The sequence below is a fragment of the Sulfitobacter sp. M05 genome (assembly GCF_029285175.1).
Classification (GTDB): Bacteria; Pseudomonadota; Alphaproteobacteria; order Rhodobacterales; family Rhodobacteraceae; genus Sulfitobacter.
This window is the reverse complement of sequence record NZ_JABEDH010000002.1, coordinates 679,006-698,188: the sequence shown is the minus strand read 5'-3', so window position 1 is coordinate 698,188 and position 19,183 is coordinate 679,006. Positions and strand designations below refer to the sequence as shown.

At 57.8% G+C, this 19,183-nt stretch carries 17 protein-coding genes; 8 read left to right on the top strand and 9 right to left on the bottom strand.

Annotated features, from left to right (window positions below; translation table 11 throughout):
- Nucleotides 1-2: 2 nt before the first annotated feature.
- From phbB to HKX44_RS11505, 3 genes are all read right to left on the bottom strand, one after another.
- The gene (gene phbB, locus HKX44_RS11515; RefSeq protein ID WP_276151468.1) at nt 3-725 is read right to left on the bottom strand and encodes an acetoacetyl-CoA reductase; all 723 of its coding nucleotides are present in this window, start codon (nt 723-725) and stop codon (nt 3-5) included.
- A gap of 208 nt (nt 726-933) precedes the next feature.
- On the bottom strand, nt 934-2,118 hold the full coding sequence (locus tag HKX44_RS11510) for an acetyl-CoA C-acyltransferase family protein (RefSeq protein WP_276151467.1): 1,185 nt from the start codon (nt 2,116-2,118) through the stop codon (nt 934-936).
- A complete protein-coding gene (locus HKX44_RS11505) occupies nt 2,111-4,042 on the bottom strand; it encodes a propionyl-CoA synthetase (protein ID WP_276151466.1) in 1,932 nt (643 codons plus the stop codon). Before HKX44_RS11505 ends, HKX44_RS11510 begins: the two co-directional genes overlap by 8 nt.
- Nucleotides 4,043-4,308: 266 nt before the next feature.
- Between HKX44_RS11505 and HKX44_RS11500 the strand changes: the two genes are divergently transcribed.
- Entirely contained in the window at nt 4,309-5,733 is a 1,425-nt protein-coding gene (locus HKX44_RS11500) for a helix-turn-helix transcriptional regulator (protein WP_276151465.1), read from the top strand.
- Nucleotides 5,734-5,783: 50 nt separating this feature from the next.
- On the opposite strand, the gene HKX44_RS11495 is transcribed toward HKX44_RS11500, so the two are convergent.
- Nucleotides 5,784-6,605 (bottom strand): LysR family transcriptional regulator, encoded by an 822-nt coding sequence (locus HKX44_RS11495; RefSeq protein ID WP_276153718.1) that lies wholly within the window; start codon nt 6,603-6,605, stop codon nt 5,784-5,786.
- A gap of 90 nt (nt 6,606-6,695) precedes the next feature.
- Here HKX44_RS11495 and HKX44_RS11490 point away from each other — a divergent pair, with 90 nt between their 5' ends.
- Entirely contained in the window at nt 6,696-7,103 is a 408-nt protein-coding gene (locus tag HKX44_RS11490) for a hypothetical protein (RefSeq protein ID WP_276151463.1), read from the top strand.
- A gap of 61 nt (nt 7,104-7,164) precedes the next feature.
- Here HKX44_RS11490 and HKX44_RS11485 read toward each other — a convergent pair whose 3' ends face one another.
- The gene (locus tag HKX44_RS11485) at nt 7,165-7,584 is read right to left on the bottom strand and encodes an HdeA/HdeB family chaperone (protein WP_276151462.1); all 420 of its coding nucleotides are present in this window, start codon (nt 7,582-7,584) and stop codon (nt 7,165-7,167) included.
- 273 nt (nt 7,585-7,857) lie between these two features.
- On the opposite strand from HKX44_RS11485, the gene HKX44_RS11480 reads away from it, so the two are divergent.
- The 5 genes from HKX44_RS11480 to HKX44_RS11460 all read left to right on the top strand — a co-directional run bounded on the left by HKX44_RS11480 (nt 7,858) and on the right by HKX44_RS11460 (nt 13,131).
- Complete coding sequence (locus tag HKX44_RS11480) at nt 7,858-8,805, top strand: ABC transporter permease (RefSeq protein WP_276151461.1); 948 nt, start codon at nt 7,858-7,860, stop codon at nt 8,803-8,805.
- Nucleotides 8,802-9,617 carry an ABC transporter permease gene (locus HKX44_RS11475; protein WP_276151460.1) on the top strand — a complete coding sequence of 272 codons (816 nt, stop codon included), beginning with the start codon at nt 8,802-8,804 and terminating at the stop codon, nt 9,615-9,617. Before HKX44_RS11480 ends, HKX44_RS11475 begins: the two co-directional genes overlap by 4 nt.
- Nucleotides 9,614-11,215 (top strand): dipeptide ABC transporter ATP-binding protein, encoded by a 1,602-nt coding sequence (locus HKX44_RS11470; protein ID WP_276151459.1) that lies wholly within the window; start codon nt 9,614-9,616, stop codon nt 11,213-11,215. The genes HKX44_RS11475 and HKX44_RS11470 overlap by 4 nt, the downstream gene beginning before the upstream one ends.
- A 130-nt stretch (nt 11,216-11,345) precedes the next feature.
- A complete protein-coding gene (locus HKX44_RS11465; protein WP_276151458.1) occupies nt 11,346-12,335 on the top strand; it encodes a P1 family peptidase in 990 nt (329 codons plus the stop codon).
- Nucleotides 12,328-13,131: an alpha/beta hydrolase gene (locus HKX44_RS11460; RefSeq protein WP_276151457.1), complete on the top strand. Its 804-nt coding sequence runs from the start codon at nt 12,328-12,330 to the stop codon at nt 13,129-13,131. Before HKX44_RS11465 ends, HKX44_RS11460 begins: the two co-directional genes overlap by 8 nt.
- Here the strand turns inward: HKX44_RS11460 and maiA are convergent.
- The 4 genes from maiA to HKX44_RS11440 form a co-directional block, all read right to left on the bottom strand.
- Complete coding sequence (gene maiA, locus HKX44_RS11455; protein WP_276151456.1) at nt 13,128-13,775, bottom strand: maleylacetoacetate isomerase; 648 nt, start codon at nt 13,773-13,775, stop codon at nt 13,128-13,130. The two genes, HKX44_RS11460 and maiA, sit on opposite strands and share 4 nt — an antisense overlap.
- Nucleotides 13,772-14,464 (bottom strand): fumarylacetoacetate hydrolase family protein, encoded by a 693-nt coding sequence (locus HKX44_RS11450; RefSeq protein ID WP_276151455.1) that lies wholly within the window; start codon nt 14,462-14,464, stop codon nt 13,772-13,774. The genes maiA and HKX44_RS11450 overlap by 4 nt, the downstream gene beginning before the upstream one ends.
- A 74-nt stretch (nt 14,465-14,538) precedes the next feature.
- The gene (cueR, locus tag HKX44_RS11445) at nt 14,539-14,949 is read right to left on the bottom strand and encodes a Cu(I)-responsive transcriptional regulator (RefSeq protein WP_276151454.1); all 411 of its coding nucleotides are present in this window, start codon (nt 14,947-14,949) and stop codon (nt 14,539-14,541) included.
- A 1-nt stretch (nt 14,950) separates the two neighbouring features.
- Nucleotides 14,951-17,392, bottom strand: coding sequence for a heavy metal translocating P-type ATPase (locus HKX44_RS11440; RefSeq protein ID WP_276153717.1), 2,442 nt, complete (start codon nt 17,390-17,392; stop codon nt 14,951-14,953).
- 333 nt (nt 17,393-17,725) lie between these two features.
- Here HKX44_RS11440 and HKX44_RS11435 point away from each other — a divergent pair, with 333 nt between their 5' ends.
- Entirely contained in the window at nt 17,726-19,180 is a 1,455-nt protein-coding gene (locus HKX44_RS11435) for a mannose-1-phosphate guanylyltransferase/mannose-6-phosphate isomerase (protein WP_276151452.1), read from the top strand.
- Nucleotides 19,181-19,183: the final 3 nt, after the last annotated feature.

Here is a 19,183-nt window from a genome sequence, read left to right as displayed (position 1 = left end):
CGTTAGGCGAAGAACTGGGCCCCGTTCGCCGAAATGGTGGAACCGTTGATGAATTGCGCATCGTCGGACGCAAGGAACGCCACACAGCGCGCGATTTCCTCAGGCTCGCCCAAACGGCCCGCCGGGATTTGTGAGATAATGGATTCACGCACTTTTTCCGGCACGGCCATCACCATCTCGGTTGCGATATAGCCGGGGCACACCGCATTGGCCGTGATGCCAGCCCGCGCACCTTCCTGTGCCAGCGATTTCACGATCCCCAAATCACCGGCTTTGGTGGCGGCATAATTCACCTGCGCGAACTGGCCCTTTTGTCCGTTCACCGAACTGATCACAATCACGCGGCCAAATTTTCGTTCGCGCATTCCCGGCCAGATGGGGTGAACGGTGTTGAAAACCCCCGTAAGGTTGGTGTCGATCACTTCCTGCCACTGCTGGGGTGTCATCTTATGAAAAGGGGCATCCCGTGTGATGCCCGCGTTTGCAACCACGATATCGATTGGGCCGATCTCGGCTTCGACCTTGGCGATACCGGCGGCACTTTCTTCATAGTTGCCGACATTCCACTTGTAAGCTTTGATCCCGGTCTCTTTTGTAAAAGCCGCGGCAGCTTCGTCATTGCCGGCATAGGTGACGGCAACGGTATAGCCTTTTTGCCAAAGCTCTTTGGAAATTGCAGCGCCGATGCCGCGTGATCCACCGGTAACAAGTGCAGTCCGTTTCATAGGTTATTTCCTTTGTAAAAATCCGCACCGAAGGGCGCTAAAAAGACATCAAATCCGGGTTGGTTCGCGGGCCGATGATCGGGCCACCCGGTGAAAAAAAAGCGCCGTCTGGTGCGCTTGCGGCAATGGTGTTTGCAATCAAAAACACCAGACGGCGATAGTTGCCCGACTGCCAAACAGGGAAGAAAGGCAGTTAGGACAGGGAGGTTCATTTAAGGCTTTCAATGGCCAGAGCGATGCCCTGCCCGCCGCCGATACACATGGTGATCAGCCCATAGCGGCCACCGATGCGTTCCAGTTCGTAAAGCGCTTTTATCGTAATAATTGCGCCGGTTGCGCCCACCGGATGGCCAAGGGCAATGGCCCCGCCGTTCGGGTTAACCTTGGCAGTGTCGAGCCCAAGGCCGATATTGACCGCGCAGGCTTGGGCGGCAAACGCCTCATTGCTTTCGATGACGTCAAACTGATCTGCCGTCATGCCGATCTTTTGCAACAGCTGGGTAACCGCCGGCACCGGCCCGATGCCCATCACCTCGTGACGTACACCCGCATGGCCATATCCAAGGATCCGCGCGCGGGGTTTCAGACCGGCCTTTTCAGCGGCTTCGGCAGAAGCGAGAACCATCGCGGCCGCCCCGTCGTTCAGACCGGAGGCGTTGCCTGCGGTGACCGACCCATCCTTGCGAAAGGCCGGACGCAGCTTGCCAAGTGTTTCGATTGTGGTGCCTGCCTTTGGATGTTCATCCGTATCAAAGGATACCATGGCACGGCGCTGTTTTACCTCGATCGGCAGGATCTGGCTTTTGAAATGCCCCGCTTCGATGGCGGCAACAGCGCGACGTTGGCTCTCAACAGCAAACCCGTCCTGATCAGCGCGTGTAATGCCATGTTCATCAGCGACATTTTCGGCCGTCACGCCCATGTGCCCCACGCCAAAGGGATCAGTAAGGGCCCCGATCATCATATCGTTCATCGACATATCGCCCATTTTCTGACCCCACCGGACAGATTGGGTGGAATGGGGTGACCGCGACATGCTTTCAGCCCCGCCGGCCAGCGCAAAGTCGACATCGCCCAGCATGATATGCTGCGCCGCCGAGACAATCGCCTGCGCGCCTGAACCACAAAGCCGGTTCACAGTCAGCGCCGCTGCATCCTCGGAAATACCCGCCTCAACAGCGGCGACACGGGCCATATACATGTCGCGTGGTTCGGTATTAATCACATGTCCAAAAACAGCGTGCTGAATCTGGGCCGGATCGACCTCGCTACGGGACATTGCTTCTTTGGCGACAGCTGCGCCCAGCGCGGTAGGGGCCGTTCCCGCAAGGGAGCCACCAAAAGTACCAATTGCGGTGCGAACACCATCCAGAATGACGACGTCGTTAGCCATGTTGAGCTTCCTTTTGCAGATCGGGGTTTTCGGAAAGAGTTTCACCAATGCCGGCAATCCGCGCGGCGATGGCATCCAATGTCGCGGGATCGTCAATTGTCGCGGGCAGGTTCCACGGTTTGCTGTCCGCGATTGACACCATCGTGCCGCGCAACACCTTGCCCGAGCGGGTCTTGGGAAGCGCATCAATAACGATGCAGCGTTTGAACGCCGCCACGGGACCTATTTCCTTGCGGATGAGAGAAACGCATTCCTTTGCGATTTCTTCCTCAGAGCGATCAACACCATTGTTCAGGCAAACCAACCCAAGCGGCTGTTGGCCTTTCAACGCATCGCCAATCCCGATCACCGCGCATTCCGCCACATCTGGGTGGTTGGACAGGATTTCCTCCATGGCACCCGTCGACAACCGGTGTCCCGCGACATTGATCACGTCATCGGTCCGCGCCATGATATAAAGATAACCGTCTTCGTCTTTGATGCCTGCATCACCGGTTTCATAATATCCCGGGAAGGTTTGCAGATAGGCGGATTTAAACCGTTCCTCGGCATTCCACAGGGTTGGAAGGGCACCGGGGGGCAGCGGTAATTTGATCGCGATGGCCCCCAATTCACCCGCAACGACAGGGTTACCGCCCTCGTCCAGAATATCAACTTCATACCCCGGCATGGGCACCGCCGGTGAACCGGGCTTGACCGGCAGTTCCTCGATTCCCAGCGGGTTGGCCGCAATGGCCCAACCGGTTTCCGTCTGCCACCAGTGATCAATCACCGGAATGTTCAAATGTTCCTGCGCCCATTTGATGGTGTCGGGGTCGGCCCGTTCCCCGGCAAGGAACAGCGATTGCAAGCCGCTCAGATCATATTTACCGACCTGTTCCGCTTTGGGGTCTTCGCGCTTGATTGCCCGCAAGGCGGTAGGCGCCGTGAACAAAACCTTAACGTCGTGGTCCTGAATGACCCGCCAAAACGTGCCCGCATCCGGTGTGCCGACGGGCTTGCCTTCAAACACAACTGTCGTACATCCTGCCAGCAGCGGACCATAGCAGATATAGCTGTGACCCACGACCCAGCCCACATCCGACGCCGCCCAGAATACATCCCCGGCTTTGACGTTATAGATATTCTTCATGGTCCAGTTCAGGGCCACCATATGGCCGCCGTTGTGGCGCACGACGCCCTTGGGCTGGCCGGTCGTGCCAGAGGTATACAGCACATAAAGCGGATCAGCACCGCCAACAGGCGTGCAACCGACGGGGCTGGCGACAGCTTCTTCTGTCGCCCAATCCAGATCGAAACCCGGCTTCAGGTCGGCCTGAAGAACCGGCCGTTGCAAAATCAATGTGAAATCCGGCTTGTGGTCTGCGCGCTCAATCGCGCCGTCAAGCAGCGGTTTGTAGGCGATAACCTTTTTGCCCTCAATGCCCGCAGATGCTGCAAGAATGGCCTTGGGTGCTGCATCGTCAATGCGCACAGCAAGCTCATGGGCAGAGAACCCGCCAAAGACCACCGAATGCACCGCACCAATCCGCGCACATGCCAGCATCGCAATCAATGCTTCCGGGATCATCGGCATATAGATGATAACCCGGTCACCCTTTTTGATACCCTGCGCGGTCAGAACGCCGGCAACCCGCGCCACCCGATCCAACAATGTGTCATAGGTGATCTTGGTTTGTGATCCGGTAACCGGACTGTCGTGGATGATTGCGACCTGTGCGCCCTGCCCTGACACCACATGCCGGTCGACCGCGTTATAGCAGGTGTTGCAAACAGCATCAGGGAACCACGTCGTCAGCGGCGGGTTGTTTTCGTCCAACACGACATCAGGGGATTTGATCCAGTCGATCTCCCCGGCTGCCTGCGACCAGAACCCTGTCGGGTCCTTTTGCCAGTTCGCATAGGTTTCGGTGTATCCAGCCATCAAGTCGCCCTCCTGAGTTGAGAACAACAAGCCAAAGAAGGCGTAACACCTTGGCAGGATCGGGCAATACCCGAACGCCAGTTTCTCCCCATCAGAGAAGGACAAAAGTCACTTAACACGCTGCCCCCTCCCCGGTTTCCACGCATCTTCGAATCGTCATTCCGTTAGGTAAGCAACTACTGCAAATAACTGTTTCCCAAAGGGCTGAACGTGTTAACATGCAAACAATCACATAAATGTAAATGTAAATTGCGAAAAAGTGTAAGATGTCCAACAGCTCTAGAAAGATCTTTGCAGGCGCTCGAATCCGGCTCCTGAGACAGAGTCACAACCTGACACAGGCTGTGTTCGCACAACAAATTGCTATCTCTACAAGTTATTTGAATCAAATAGAAAATAATCAGAGGGCGCTGTCCGGATCGGTAATTCTAGCACTGGTAGATGTTTTCAATTTTGACCTGACAGAGCTTGCCCTTGATGGCGCTGGCAAGGTGTCTGTGGACCTGCAAGAAATTTTGAATGACCCGATTTTTGCGGACAATGAGGTGCTGACGCAGGAAATAAAAGTTGCCGCTACGAACGCCCCAAATGTGACCAAAGCCTTTCTCGACCTCTACAGAATGTTCCAGAAATCCCGCGAGCAGCTGGGAAAAGTCGACAATGCGCTTAAGGACAGCGAAGCATCCCTGGCACCGCTGCCCTACGAAGAGGTGCGCGACCACTTCCATTACAAGAACAATTATATCGACGAGCTGGACAAGGTGGCCGAAAACTTTTCCCTGTCGATCAAACACAATGGCAATGACCGGGGTGCCGACCTTGTCGAATATCTGAATCAGCGGCACGGGGTGAATGTTGTTCTGCGCAAGGACAAGCCCAGCTCGGGCACGATCCGCACCTTCGATCCGGCGACCAAGACGCTTTATCTTAACGCGGCTTCGACCAAGGCGACGAACCTGTTTCAACTGGCTTATCAGGTCGGATTGCTCGAACAGGGTACCTTGATCGAGAACCTGCTGGATGAGGCGGCATTCCATACAGACGCGGCCCGCGAAGTGTGCCGCATGACCTTCGCCAACTACTTTGCCGGGGCGGTTGTCCTGCCCTATTCTGATTTCGCAAGCGCCGCGCAAGAGCAACGCCACGACCTTGAGAAACTGGCGTTTCAGTTTGACGCCAGCACCGAGCAGGTGTGCCACCGGCTGAGCATGTTACAGCGTGGCGGAAACAAGGGCGTTCCCTTCTACTTCCTGCGGATTGATCAAGCCGGCAACATTACAAAACGCCATAGCGCCACGACACTGCAATTCACCCGTTTCGGCGGCAGCTGCCCGTTGTGGAATGTGCATCATGCGTTCCAGTCCCCCGGCGAGATTTTGCGCCAGCTCGCCGTCACGCCGGACGGCGTAAAATACCTTTCCCTTGCTTTCGACCAGACCAAACGTGTTGCCGGCTTTAAATCACCCGTACGCAAATACGTGATCGGCCTGGGATGTGAGATCAAGCACGCGGGGCAGGTCGTCTATGCCGATGATCTGGATCTGACCAACGAACAAAACTTCGAACCCATCGGCGCAAGCTGCCGGATTTGTGAAAGGGCGGACTGTTTCCACAGATCGGTGCCGCCGATTGGCAAGGAAATTCGCGTGGACCGTGACTCTCGCGGAAGTGTTCCGTTCAAGATTGACTGAACCATTGCGGCAAGGCGCAGCGCGCGGTCAACGCGCCTTGCCTGACCCCCTCAGAGGGCACAAACCTTGGCCAATCGTTTCGCCAGCTGCGCCGCGAAAACGGATTTACGATGGGAAATGCCGATCCGGCGGTGGCCGGTATCTGTATCCGCCAAAGGACGTAAGACAATGTCATCACGGGAATCGCCATGGGACAGAGGAACAAAGGCGATGCCAAGGCCCGCCGCCACCAAATCCAACAATTGCGCATCATTCATCGCTTCTGCGGCGGCGAAGCGCAGGGCATCCAGATCCATGCGGTCCGCATTCGGACAATATGGCCGGTGGATAACAGGTTGGTCGCGCAGATCGGCCAACCGAACTTCGGGAACCCGGGCAAGCGGGTGAAACCGCCCGAAGGCCACACGAAACGACTCCTCCGCCAAAAGGATAAAATCGTGATCAGCCGGTGTGCAGCTATCTGCGAGAAAAGCGATATCGCTGTTTTCCGGGTCATCGGTAAACCCGAACATCAATTCCGGCGACCCAATACGCAGCGCATTCAGGCCGGTCGCCACCCCTTTTAGCAACATGTCAGGGGCACAATGGATACGGACGGTTTGCTGCGGCTCTCTCCTTAAACGCATGTCGATGCTGGACAGGTGCGCAACACTGTCGACCGTGTCGTGGTACAATCGGGTCGCAAAGGGTGTTGGTGTTAGCCCCGCCTTTGATCGTTGAAACAGGGAGACACCCAAGCGGTCCTCCAGCTTTTGGATTGCAGCCGAGACCGTAGGTTGACTAACATCATTCACCCGCGCGGCCTGACTAAACGTCCGGGCCTCAAAGGCGCTGGTGAAATACCGCAATGTGGTAAGCTCTATCATAGTCATTAGCTATATCATAAATAGATACAATAGCAATTACCTTTGGATAACCGGCCTGCCATATCGGGAATATCTAAACCTCAACGGAGTATCCCAATGACCAGCACAGCAACAAACGCCGGAAATACAGCGATTGAACAGATCATCGCCAAATTCACTGCCGGCGACCCCACACTGTTTGAACATATGGCACCGGACATTGATTTCCGCATTGACCACTACCGCGACGATACCGACGTCAGTTGGCAAGCGGCGGACAACCTGCCGGACCTGATGGCCTTGTTTGGCCGCCTTGCAGAAGAGGTTTTTCCAAAGGGCACAAAAGCGCTGGAAGTAACAACAACCGCGCTTGGCAACGGGTGGCATCTGACCCGTTTTCAGCAACAGTTTTTCTATGGGGTGCGCCAATGTGACGTGACTTCTGCAACCTATATCACCTCCCATGAGGCAGACGGCCTGCTGGATTACTTCCGCGAAACCGTCACGACCGTCGACAACATATAATCAACGGCACAAAAAAGGGTGCCCTCACAGGCACCCTTTCCACCATCAAGTAAGTGAACGGTTAGCGCGTACCGGATTGACCAGCGGCCGCTTCGGTCACCATCGCGTCCCAATTCCGCGAACACGTGCGGTTCAGCACGGCCATTTCTTCGGCATAGCGGGACATATCGTCACCAGCGCCAGCGGTGCTTGTTGCAGTTGCGGTGCCATCGTTTGCAGCCGTTGTTGTGGCCCCCTCGCCTTCGGATGCGGCAGTCCCCACAGAGGATGCGGTGGCTGTCGCCGTGCCGTCTGTCGGGACGGCGTCGTTATTCATATCCGCAATTGCCATCATCGCAACTTTGTCACGGTCCGCACCGCCCAACTGGTTATATTCTTCGCATGTCATGCTGCCCACATCGAGATGCGCGGCGGCGAATGCAGGTACTGACAGGCTGCTAACCAAAGCGGCGGCGGCAAGTGTTTTGAATGTATGTGTCATTGTGATCTCCAATTCGTTGTTGTTGCAAAGACAACCAGCACTTTCCCGATTTCGTTCCACGTGAATCTTTAATCTTGCAGGTCGAACAACACCAAACTCTCCGCAACCCCCTGCATTCAATGCATTATATTTCCACGCTCCAGACCATTCACGACAAACACGGGTCGCAAATGCGGTCCGCCCTGCCGCATCTCCCATGCTTCACGCAACGTATGCGCCGGACCCCGCAATGGGTGCTGGACGGCGAAACCAGTCGGACATACGGTTACGACAATGCTGCGCTATACTTTCAAACGTCTGATCTCTCTGATCATCAGCCTCGCTATTGCGTCGGTGGTGATCTTTATGGTCATCGAAGTCGCCCCCGGCGATCCGGCTTCCTTTATGCTGGGGATGAATGCCCAACCCGAAACCCTTGCTGCATTGCGCAGCGAACTTGGCCTCGATGCCTCAAAGGTCGAGCGTTACATTTCGTGGGTATCCGGTATGGCTGTTGGGGATTTCGGCACCTCCTATACCTACCGCACACCCGTATCGCAGATGATCGGCGAACGGCTTTGGGTCTCCCTGCCGTTGTCGCTTTATGCTTTGACACTCAGCACTCTGGTGGCTTTTCCAGCCGGGATTTATGCCGCCAGCCGCCGCGGGCAAGCCGGTGACATCGGGGTGATGGGCGCAACCCAGCTGGGGGTTGCAGTGCCCAACTTCTGGTTCGCGATGATGTTGGTGTTGATTTTCGCCATCAATCTGCGCTGGTTCTCGGCCGGTGGATTTGTCGGATGGGACAAGGGGGTTTTCGCCGGCCTTCACGGGCTAACACTGCCTGCCATTGCGCTGGCCCTGCCTCAGGCCGCGATACTCGCGCGGGTCATGCGCTCGTCGTTGCTGGATGTGATGGGCGAAGATTTCATCCGCACCGCGCGGGCCAAGGGGCTGACAGCGCGTCAGGCTTTGTGGCGGCACGGTTTGCGCAATGCGCTGATACCTGTGTTGACCATCATCGGGCTGCAATTCTCGTTCCTGCTGGCGGGTTCGATCATCATCGAACAGGTGTTTTACTTGCCCGGTCTGGGGCGGCTGGTGTTTCAATCGATCTCGGCGCGCGACCTGATTGTCGTGGAATCTGTGGTGATGCTTTTGGTGTTCTCTGTGATCGTTGTGAACTTTATCGTCGATCTGGCCTATGCCGCCGTTGATCCCCGCTTGAGGTCCAGATCATGAACCGCAATCTGATTCTGGGCAGTCTTTTGACCGCCGTTTTCCTGATTGCCGCGCTGGTCAGCTTTGCCTGGACGCCGTTTGATCACGCGGCCCTCAACATTCCTGATAAGCTTCAGACCCCTTCCGCCTCCCATCTGCTGGGAACCGATCATTTCGGGCGTGACCTGCTCAGCATGATCATGGTCGGCGCACGCACCTCTATCGCTGTGGCGCTGGTCGCGGTGGGCATCGGCATGGGGTTGGGCGTGCCGCTGGGCCTTTGGGCGGCGGCGCGACAGGGCACACTTGTGGATGAACTGATCATGCGCGGCAATGATCTGGTATTCGCCTTCCCCAGTCTGGTGATTGCCATTCTGATCACCGCAATTTTCGGGGCAGGCGCAATTAACGCCATCATTGCCATTGGCATTTTCAACATTCCGGTTTTTGCCCGTATCACCCGCGGGGCCGCTCTGTCTCTTTGGCAAGGCGAATTTATCATGGCCGCGCGGGTCGCGGGCAAAAATGCGGCCCGTATTTCCGTCGAACATATTCTGCCCAATGTGACCAACCTGCTGATTGTTCAGGGCACGATCCAGTTCAGCCTCGGCATCCTCGCGGAAGCGGGGCTTAGCTATGTCGGGCTTGGGGCGCAGCCGCCGACGCCCTCATGGGGGCGAATGTTGGCCGATGCCCAAACACTGGTCAGCATTGCCCCCCATATGGCGCTTGTCCCGGGGTTTGCGATCATCCTTACTGTTCTGGGATTAAATCTGATGGGTGACGGGCTGCGCGATTACCTTGATCCTCGCTTGCGGGTGGCCCGCACATGAACCTTTTGCAGATCACCAACCTGAGCCTGTCAATCTATGGCCTCGACATCCTGCGCGATGTTACCCTGTCGATTGACGCAGGCGAAATTGTCGCCGTCACCGGCGAAAGCGGGTCTGGCAAATCCATGACCGCGCTTGCGCTGATGGGGCTGCTGCCCAAGGGGACGCGCACCAAGGGCCATATCCTGCTGGGCGATCAGGAGCTAACACAGCTGACCGAGCCCGAACTTTGCGCCATGCGCGGCAGAGACATGGGAATGGTGTTTCAAGAACCGATGACCGCGCTGAACCCGGTGCAAACCATCGGCACACAGGTGGCCGAAACCATCCGCATCCACGACCCCAGCGTCAGCCGGGCAAATGCCCTCGAACAGGCCGCTGCAACCCTGACACGTGTCGGCCTGCCCCAAGACCGTTTTCCCCTATCACGCTATCCGCATGAATTGTCCGGGGGGCAACGCCAGCGGGTTGTGATTGCCATGGCCATTGCCCTGCGGCCCCGTTTGTTGATTGCGGATGAACCTACCACTGCGCTGGATGTCACCACACAGGCGCAAATCCTTGATCTGCTGAAATCGCTGGCCCGCGAGGACGAAATGGGCCTGTTGATGATCACCCATGATCTGGCGGTGGTTGCCGATATGGCCGACCGGATCATCGTCATGCGGCACGGCCAGATTGTTGAACAAGGGGCCACGCAAACCCTGCTGCACGACATGCAACACCCCTATACCAAGATGCTGTTTGCCGCTTCAAACCATCAGGTCGCCCTGCCCGCTGCGCCCCCTTTGCGCCCCTTGCTTGAGGTCAAGAACATCATCCGCGACTACCGTTTGCCGCGCAAAACGCTGTTTGGTGCCCCGGGGTACATGCGCGCCATCGACGATCTGTCCTTTGATCTGCAACGCGGAGAGCGCCTTGGATTGGTGGGCGAAAGCGGGTGTGGAAAATCGACCCTAACGCGGGCACTTTTGGGTCTGGAACAGGTGCAAAGCGGGTCAATCACACTGGATGGCACCCCAGTATTTACCGGCAACACGCCCAACCTTGAGGTACGCCGCAAGATGCAGGTGGTGTTTCAAGACCCTTTCGGCAGCTTTAATCCGCGCCACCGTGTCGATCGCCTGATCACTGAACCCTTCCACCTTTTGCCCGATCCGCCCACCGGCAAGAACCGCAGCCGCGCCATTGACGAGGCCCTGACCGCCGTCGGTCTGACACCGTCTGACGCCACCAAATACATCCACGAGTTCTCTGGCGGCCAGCGTCAACGTATCGCAATAGCCCGGGCTCTGATCATCAAGCCAGAGCTGATCCTGTTCGACGAGGCCGTCAGCGCGCTTGACGTGTCGGTCCGGGCCCAGATCCTTGACCTGCTGGCCGACCTATGCGGCGCTTACAACCTGACCTACCTGTTCATTTCCCACGACCTATCCGTGGTGCGCACAGTCACCGACCATGTGCTGGTGATGCAATCCGGCAAGATCGTCGAACAGGGCCGCACCGAAGACGTATTCGAAAACCCGCAACACAACTATACACAGACCCTTATTGCGGCCGCCCCAGTACTGCCCGAAACAGGAACAGCATCCGCATGACTTGCACCAGATTTCCCGCATATGGCCCCCGCTGCCAACACAAGACAGGCAATCGCAAGACTCTCTTATTAGAGCCCATTTTCAAGCCCACTGCGGGCCACTACCCTATTTCAAAAGCGAGACCCTAACAATGATTGCCGGCCCGAAAAACCTGATCACCGATGTGCCCGGCCTGCGTGTCGGCAACGCGCAGGACGACACCTTGAAATCCGGCACTACTGTGGTGCTGGCCGATAAGCCCTTTACTGCCTCTGTACATGTCATGGGCGGCGCGCCGGGGGCGCGGGAAACCGATCTGTTGGCCCCTGACAAATCCGTGGCGGCAGTTGATGCTTTGGTGCTGTCAGGTGGTTCTGCCTACGGTCTTGATGCTTGCTCCGGTGTGGTGGATGGTCTGCGCGCGGCTGGGCGTGGATTTCAGGTTGGCGGGGCCACCATTCCCTTGGTCCCCGGTGCCATTCTCTTCGACCTGCTGAACGGGGGCGACAAGGATTGGACTGACAACCCCTACCGCGCCTTAGGCCGGCAGGCCTTTAACACAGCAACAGAGACCTTTTCCCTGGGCACCGCGGGCGCGGGTACTGGCGCTATGTCTTCAATGTTGAAAGGCGGCCTTGGTTCTGCCTCGTTGGTGCTTCCCGACGGCAGCACAGTTGGCGCATTGGTGGCGGCCAATCCGGTTGGCGCGGTTACCACACCGGGCGACAAATATTTCTATGCCGCCCCCTTCGAATTAAACGCGGAGTTCGGCGGCTTCGGCCCTGATCCGGCGTCCGGCCTTGGCCTGTCGTTGGAAAGTCGCAAAGTTGTTGCGATGTCACAACGGGCCAATACGACAATCGCGATCATCGCCACTGATGCGAACCTGACAAAGGCCGAATGTCAGCGTGTCGCAGTTGCTGCTCATGACGGGATCGGGCGGGCTACCGTGCCGGCGCATACCCCGATGGATGGCGATTTGGTGTTTGCCTTGACCACCGGTGACAAACCCGCCGGTGATCTGTCCTTGATCGGCCATGCGGCCTCGCTCTGTCTGGCGCGCGCCATCGCCCGCGCCATTTATGAGGCGACGCCCCACCCTGATGACTTGCTGCCTTGCTGGAGAACCCTCAATGCCTGATCTGCCCCTTGACGATGTGACCCTGCATTACGAAATCGACGGCAATGGGCCGCCGCTTTTGTTGTTGGCCGGCATGTTAAGTGACAGCGCCGCATGGGCCGGGCTGTTGCCGCTGTTGACCGACCATTTCACGGTAATCCGGCCCGATAACCGAACCACAGGACGCACCGTGCCATGGGATGCGCCGGCCGATTGCGGCCTGATGGCGCACGATGCGCTGGCGTTGATGAACCACCTTGGGATCGACCGGTTCCATGTCGCCGGTCATTCGCTTGGTGGTCTGCTGTCACTGGAAATCGCCCATATGGAACCGGATCACGTCGCCAGCTGCACGATTCTGGCCTCGGGCCGTATTCGGGTACCCCGCACCGCCGCAGTGTTCAGCGCCTTGATGGCGGTGCGCCGTGCGCCCCAGGGCGAGGAAATGTGGCTGCGCGCGCTTTATCCGTGGCTGTTCGGCCATGGGTTCTTTGAAGATCCAGCACAGGTTGAGACCGCGCTAGCAGCCAGCCTTGCCTATCCCCATGCCCAGACAGCAGATGCGATGGCGCATCAGATCGCCGCCTTTGGCGCATTTCGTCCACAGGCAAAACCGAATGACATCACCTGCCCGGCCCTGGTTCTTTATGCGGGGCAAGACCTGATGGTCCCGCCCGCCGCTGCACAGCCCAGCTTTGCCAGCATCCCCAATTTGACCGAAGCAACGATAGAGGCCGCAGGTCATTCTATCCACTGGGACGCCCCGCAAGAGGTCGCCGGCCATCTGACCGAATTTCTGGCCGCCAACCCGATCTAGGTCGCGTCCGGCTGGTTGGCCGGTGTGGCTTGTTCCAACGCCGGCACCTGCATACAATTGGCATGAATACGCCGGATCGTCGGATAGGGTGACATGTCGACTTCGAACCGTGCGTTGTTCAACACCTGCGCATAAAGGCACAGGTCGGCCAGTCCAACAGTATCGCCGTGACAGAACTCACCGGTTTCCGTTTCCTGCGCCAATCGCGTTTCAAGCGCCGCCATACCTGCGCTGGCCCATGTGCGGAACCACGCGGCCTTGCCCGCTGCATCGACGCCAAACTCCGCTTCCAGATGTTTGAGAATCCGCAGATTGTTCACCGGGTGAATGTCGGCTGCCACGATCTGCGCCAGACTGCGCACCCGTGCCCGCCCCCATGCATCAGCTGGCAGCAGCGGGGGTGCGGGATGCACCTCATCCAGCCACTCAAGGATCGCCATGGATTGCGGCAAAACCCCGTTCGGCGTGACCAAAGTTGGCACCAACCCCGAAGGATTAAGCGCAAGATGCGCCGCGCTGGCCTGTTCACCTTTCAACAGGGACAAGGGCACATAATCATACCCCAGCCCCTTAAGGTTTAGCGCTGCGCGCACGCGCACGGATGTCGAAGACCGGAAATAGTTGTGTAATGCCAGGTCGCTCATGCCCGCTCTCCTATTGTCACTTGCAGCTCGCCGATACCATCCACCCCGCCGGTGATCACATCCCCCGGCACTACTGCCCCGACTCCGGCAGGCGTACCCGTCATGATGATGTCACCGGGTGCGATGTCGACAGCTTGTGACAGGATCGCGATATGTTCGCGAACTGACCAGATCAGATCGGCGATATCGGCATCCTGACGGGTCTCGCCGTTCACGGCCAGCCAGATACGCCCGTTCTCGACGCTGGGCACCTGTGCAATCGGCTTGATCGGGCCAATCGGGGCAGAGCGGTCGAATGCCTTGCCCCAGTCCCATGGGCGGCCCATCTTCTTGGCCTCGGCCTGTAAATCGCGACGGGTCATGTCCAGACCAACCGCCGCCCCCCAAACGTGATCCATCACATCGGCCTCCGCGATATCAGAGCCTCCTTTATGGATTGCGATAACCAGCTCGATCTCGTGATGCAGGTCATTTGTGAGCTTGGGATAGGCAATGGTACAAGGCGTATCCAGCGCAGCATCTGCCGGTTTGGTGAAAAAGAACGGTGCCTCGCGGGTCGGGTCTTTACCCATTTCGCGGGCATGTGCCTCGTAGTTGCGGCCAACACAAAAGATCCGGCGTACCGGAAACCGGTCCGTGCTGCCCTGCACGGCAAGGCTGGCCTGTTGCGGCGCGGCAAATACAAACATACGCAAAATCCTTTTCTCAATTCGACAGCTCGCGTCACCCAACACGCCTGTGGCGGGGCCGTCAATACGGGCGATTAACCAGCCTTGGTACCATCGTCGAACTCCTGCGCCAAATCGGACAGGATCGGGCAATCGGGGCGGTTGTCCCCAGCACAAGACCGCACCATCGTGCTTAGAGTCTGACGCATCGCTGTCAGTTCGGCCAGTTTTTGATCAATCTCAGCAAGATGTTGCTCTGCAATGGCTTTGACATCGGCGCTGGCGCGCTCTTGATCTTCGTAAAGTGCCAACAAGCTGCGGCAGCTTTCCACAGGAAACCCCAAGGAACGCGACCGCGCCAGAAACGCCAGCTTATGCACATCACTGTTCGAAAACACCCGATACCCGTTGCCCTGTCTTGATGGTCGGACAAGGCCGACCTCCTCGTAATAACGGATCGTCTTGGCGGGCAGCCCGGTTGCTTCACTGACGGACTTAATGTTCATATCACACCCCGATCCGGCGCAGACGCAATGCATTACCCAGCACAAAAACCGATGAAAACGCCATCGCTCCGGCCGCAAGGCCCGGTGACAAAAGCACACCCATCGCCGGATAAAGCGCGCCAGCCGCCACCGGGATCAGGGCCACGTTATACCCGAAGGCCCAGAGAAGATTCTGTTTGATATTGCGCAGGGTCAGACGGGACAAATCAAACGCATGGACCACACCCTGCACGTCGCCCCCCATCAATACAACATCTGCGGTTTCAATCGCCACATCGGTGCCAGTGCCAATGGCAATGCCAACATCCGCCTGCGCCAACACAGGGGCGTCATTGATGCCGTCCCCCACAAAGGCGATGTTACCATGCGCCCTGCGCAGCTTTTTCAACGCCTCTGTCTTGCCCTCAGGCAGAACGTCGGCGATCACGGTTTCAATGCCAAGGTCCTGGGCAACGGCACGCGCGGTTTCGCCGCTATCGCCCGAGATGACCGCAACCTGCAAGCCGCGTGATTTCAGCGCTGCGATGGCCGTCTTGCTGGTCGGGCGCAGCGGGTCGGAGATTGCGGCAATGGCCGCCAGCTGGTTCTCAACCGCGACGAAGAACACAGTATGCCCGCGCAATTTATGAGCCTCCGCTTGCCCTTCCATTGCTTGTGTCACCACTCCTTGACCCTGCATCAATCGGGCATTCCCCACAGCGATACGCTGCCCCTCGACAACGCCACAGATGCCCTGCCCTGATACAACTTCGATCTGTGAAACTTCGGGCAGGCCTAGGCCTCTGGCGCTTGCAGCCTGCAACACAGCAACAGCCAGCGGATGTTCGGAGCGGGATTCAAGCGCCGCGACACGGGCCAGCATCCGATCCGATTCACTTTCGTCCATGCTGACAAATTCGGTCAGCATCGGCTTGCCGGCGGTCAAGGTTCCGGTCTTGTCAAAGGCCACCATTTTCACATCACACAACGATTGCAGGGCATCCCCCTGCCGGAACAAAACCCCAAGCTCGGCCGAACGGCCACTGCCCACCATAATGGATGTAGGTGTAGCCAAACCCATTGCGCAGGGGCAGGCGATGATCAAAACAGAAACCCCCGCCACCAGCGCATGGGACAAGGCCGGTTCCGGCCCGAACACCAGCCAGACAGCAACAGTCAAAAGCGCAATCCCCATCACCGCAGGCACAAACCAAAGCGTAACACGGTCGACCAACCCCTGAATAGGCAGTCGCGCGCTCTGGGCCTGTTGAACCATGCGGATGATCTGTGCCAACGCTGTATCATGCCCCACCCGCGAGACTTCGCAAATGAAACTGCCATGGCCGTTTACCGTGCCACCGGTTAGCACATCACCGGCTGTTTTGCTGACCTGCATCGGCTCGCCGGTCATCATGCTTTCATCCACCGTGCCGGCCCCTTCAAGCACGACGGCATCTGTCGGGACACGCGCCCCCGGCTTAAGCAGAAACCGCGCCGCGACCTGCAATTCGGCGACCGGCACCTCTACCCACTCTTGCCCCTGCGCAACCAAGGCGGTGCGGGGTTGCAGATCAATCAGATTGCGGATTGCCGCACCGGTGCGGCCTTTCGCACGGGCCTCGAACCAGCGCCCCAACAGGATCAGCGTGACAATCACCGCAGCCGCCTCAAAGTACACCGCCCGCGTTCCGGCGGGCAGTACAAAGGGGGCAAACAATGCAACGGTCGAGAATACCCATGCCGCCCCCGCGCCCAGCGCCACAAGACTGTTCATATTGGGGGCACCTCGCCACAGAGCGGGCAAGCCGTTAACAAAGAACTGCCGGCCCGGTCCGAACAAAATCAGGCTGGTCAGGACAAACTGAATCCTCCAGCTGTTTTCGATCCCGATGGTACCAGCAATCAGATGATGTAGGGCGGGAAACAAATGCCCCCCCATCTCCAGCACAAAAACCGGAACCGCCAGTACAGCCGCGTACCACATCATGCGGCGATTGTGATCTGCTTCGGCCTCTTTCACGGTGGACCGGTCCAACGGCAGTGCATCATTGATTAACGACGCTGGGTATCCTGCATCACTGGCAATATCGGCCAACTGCTGCGCCGTGATCAAATTCGGCAAGAACTCCAGCGTTGCCGTGTCGTCTGTCAGGTTTATCCGGGCCAGCACAACACCGGCTTGGGTTTCCAGCGCCCGCTGCACACGGCTGGCACAGGATGCGCAGGACATGCCGCTGATGGCCAAATGCGCCTCTTGGGTTTGTGCCGGATACCCGGCCACATCCAGACTCCGCAGAGCGCCCTTAACAGTTTCTGCATCCGGCGCGGAAAACTGCACCGCCTCATCCGCAAGGTTAACCGCAATATCGGTCAACCCGGACACGCCTTCCAAGGCCCGTGCCACACGCGCAGAACATCCGCCGCATGTCATATTGCGAACCGGCAAAACCACTGATTGTCCCAAAACCCAACTTTCTTTTCTAAAGCCTTGGGCGACAGATAGAGGTTCCAGTAACTGTAAGGTCAAGGGATGATCTTTGGAAAAAACACCAAGCCACTGAGGCTCTAACACCCATCTGCCCCCTCACAAACGGTCGCCTGCGACCTGAACCGAACAGGTATTTTCCGCAAAACTACAATTCTGGCGGGAAACTCCCTGTCCAAAAACCAATAAAATTGGTGACTTGGCGAAAAGCCACTCATACTCTTAGTGGGGTTGACTATTGTCCCTTGCAACTTAGGGGCACGCCACTTTAACAGAGGGCTTTAACGGCTGCGGCAACGAAAAGGACGAGAAATGACAACCAGTGATATCACTCCGGTGATCCTGTGTGGCGGATCAGGGACTCGTCTTTGGCCGGTCTCTCGCAAGAGCTTTCCAAAACAGTTCATTGATCTGATCGGCGAAGGCAGCCTGTTTCAGCAATCCAGCAAACGTTTGTCTGCCAGCGGATTTGCCGAACCGATTGTCGTAACAAACTCCGATTTCCGGTTTATCGCAACCCAGCAATTGCATGACGCGGGGATCACCCCGAATGCTGTTCTGATCGAACCCGAGGCCCGCAATACCGCACCTGCACTTCTGGCAGCGGCCCTGGTTGTGGCACAAAAGGATCCGGCACAATTGATGCTGGCCGCCCCGTCAGACCACTACATTACACAGGCCGACGTCTTTTGTGAAAATGTCCGCCGCGGCGTCGCCGCAGCACAGGCGGGCCAGATCGTGACCTTTGGCATCACCCCGAACAAGCCAGAAACCGGTTATGGCTATCTTGAGCTGGGCGAAGGCGAAGCCCATGGCGCACTGCCACTGAAGCGCTTTGTCGAGAAACCCCAGCTGGCCGAAGCACAGCGGATGCTGGATGCGGGCGGATACTTGTGGAACGCGGGCATCTTTATGTATGCGGCCCAGACGATGATCGACGCCTTTGCCACCCATGCGCCTGACATGTTGGCCCATGTGCGCGCTGCCGTTGAAGCCGCCGAACCCGATCTTGGCTTCCTGCGCCTTGACCCTGCCGCTTGGGCAAACTGCGAAGACATTTCTGTCGACTTTGCGATCATGGAAAAAGTAAGCAACCTCAGCGTTATTGCGCATACTGGCGATTGGTCGGATATGGGCGGCTGGAACGCGGTCCACCTACATGCAGAGAAAGACGCCGATGGCGTTGCCCTGCAAGGGCGCGCCCATGCTGTTGAGTGCAAAGAAACCCTATTGCGTTCGGAATCTGGCGCGGTCCAGCTGGTCGGGCTCGGGCTGGAGAACATCGTCGCGGTTGCCATGCCCGATGCAGTGCTGGTGGCCAACCGCAGTTGCACAGCAAATCTCGGGGATGTGGTGAAACAAATGCGCGCAGCCGATGTGCCGCAGGCCGATAATTTCCCCAAGGATCACCGCCCTTGGGGGTTCTTTGAAACGCTCATCCTGTCGGACGGCTTTCAGGTGAAACGCATCGTGGTCAATCCCGGTGCGGCGCTCAGCCTGCAAAGCCACGAACACCGGTCGGAACACTGGATCGTCGTGGTTGGTACTGCCAAGGTTACGGTCGGGCCTGACCGTGACAATCTGGACGTCAAAATGGTGCATCAGAATGAATCCGTGTACATCCCGCTGCACGCCATCCACCGAATGGAAAATCCCGGCGACACCCCGATGGAACTGATCGAAGTGCAAACCGGCAGCTATCTGGGAGAAGACGACATCGTGCGCTACGAAGATGTTTATTCCCGCGGCCAGGGGGCTAAGGGCTAGGGC

What these genes read in the sequence shown, in the direction of transcription:
- phbB (WP_276151468.1), bottom strand. Translation starts at nt 725, where the DNA reads ATGAAACGGACTGCACTTGTTACCGGTGGATCACGCGGCATCGGCGCT.
- HKX44_RS11510 (WP_276151467.1), bottom strand. Translation starts at nt 2,118, where the DNA reads ATGGCTAACGACGTCGTCATTCTGGATGGTGTTCGCACCGCAATTGGT.
- HKX44_RS11505 (WP_276151466.1), bottom strand. Translation starts at nt 4,042, where the DNA reads ATGGCTGGATACACCGAAACCTATGCGAACTGGCAAAAGGACCCGACA.
- HKX44_RS11500 (WP_276151465.1), top strand. Translation starts at nt 4,309, where the DNA reads ATGTCCAACAGCTCTAGAAAGATCTTTGCAGGCGCTCGAATCCGGCTC.
- HKX44_RS11495 (WP_276153718.1), bottom strand. Translation starts at nt 6,605, where the DNA reads ATGACTATGATAGAGCTTACCACATTGCGGTATTTCACCAGCGCCTTT.
- HKX44_RS11490 (WP_276151463.1), top strand. Translation starts at nt 6,696, where the DNA reads ATGACCAGCACAGCAACAAACGCCGGAAATACAGCGATTGAACAGATC.
- HKX44_RS11485 (WP_276151462.1), bottom strand. Translation starts at nt 7,584, where the DNA reads ATGACACATACATTCAAAACACTTGCCGCCGCCGCTTTGGTTAGCAGC.
- HKX44_RS11480 (WP_276151461.1), top strand. Translation starts at nt 7,858, where the DNA reads ATGCTGCGCTATACTTTCAAACGTCTGATCTCTCTGATCATCAGCCTC.
- HKX44_RS11475 (WP_276151460.1), top strand. Translation starts at nt 8,802, where the DNA reads ATGAACCGCAATCTGATTCTGGGCAGTCTTTTGACCGCCGTTTTCCTG.
- HKX44_RS11470 (WP_276151459.1), top strand. Translation starts at nt 9,614, where the DNA reads ATGAACCTTTTGCAGATCACCAACCTGAGCCTGTCAATCTATGGCCTC.
- HKX44_RS11465 (WP_276151458.1), top strand. Translation starts at nt 11,346, where the DNA reads ATGATTGCCGGCCCGAAAAACCTGATCACCGATGTGCCCGGCCTGCGT.
- HKX44_RS11460 (WP_276151457.1), top strand. Translation starts at nt 12,328, where the DNA reads ATGCCTGATCTGCCCCTTGACGATGTGACCCTGCATTACGAAATCGAC.
- maiA (WP_276151456.1), bottom strand. Translation starts at nt 13,775, where the DNA reads ATGAGCGACCTGGCATTACACAACTATTTCCGGTCTTCGACATCCGTG.
- HKX44_RS11450 (WP_276151455.1), bottom strand. Translation starts at nt 14,464, where the DNA reads ATGTTTGTATTTGCCGCGCCGCAACAGGCCAGCCTTGCCGTGCAGGGC.
- cueR (WP_276151454.1), bottom strand. Translation starts at nt 14,949, where the DNA reads ATGAACATTAAGTCCGTCAGTGAAGCAACCGGGCTGCCCGCCAAGACG.
- HKX44_RS11435 (WP_276151452.1), top strand. Translation starts at nt 17,726, where the DNA reads ATGACAACCAGTGATATCACTCCGGTGATCCTGTGTGGCGGATCAGGG.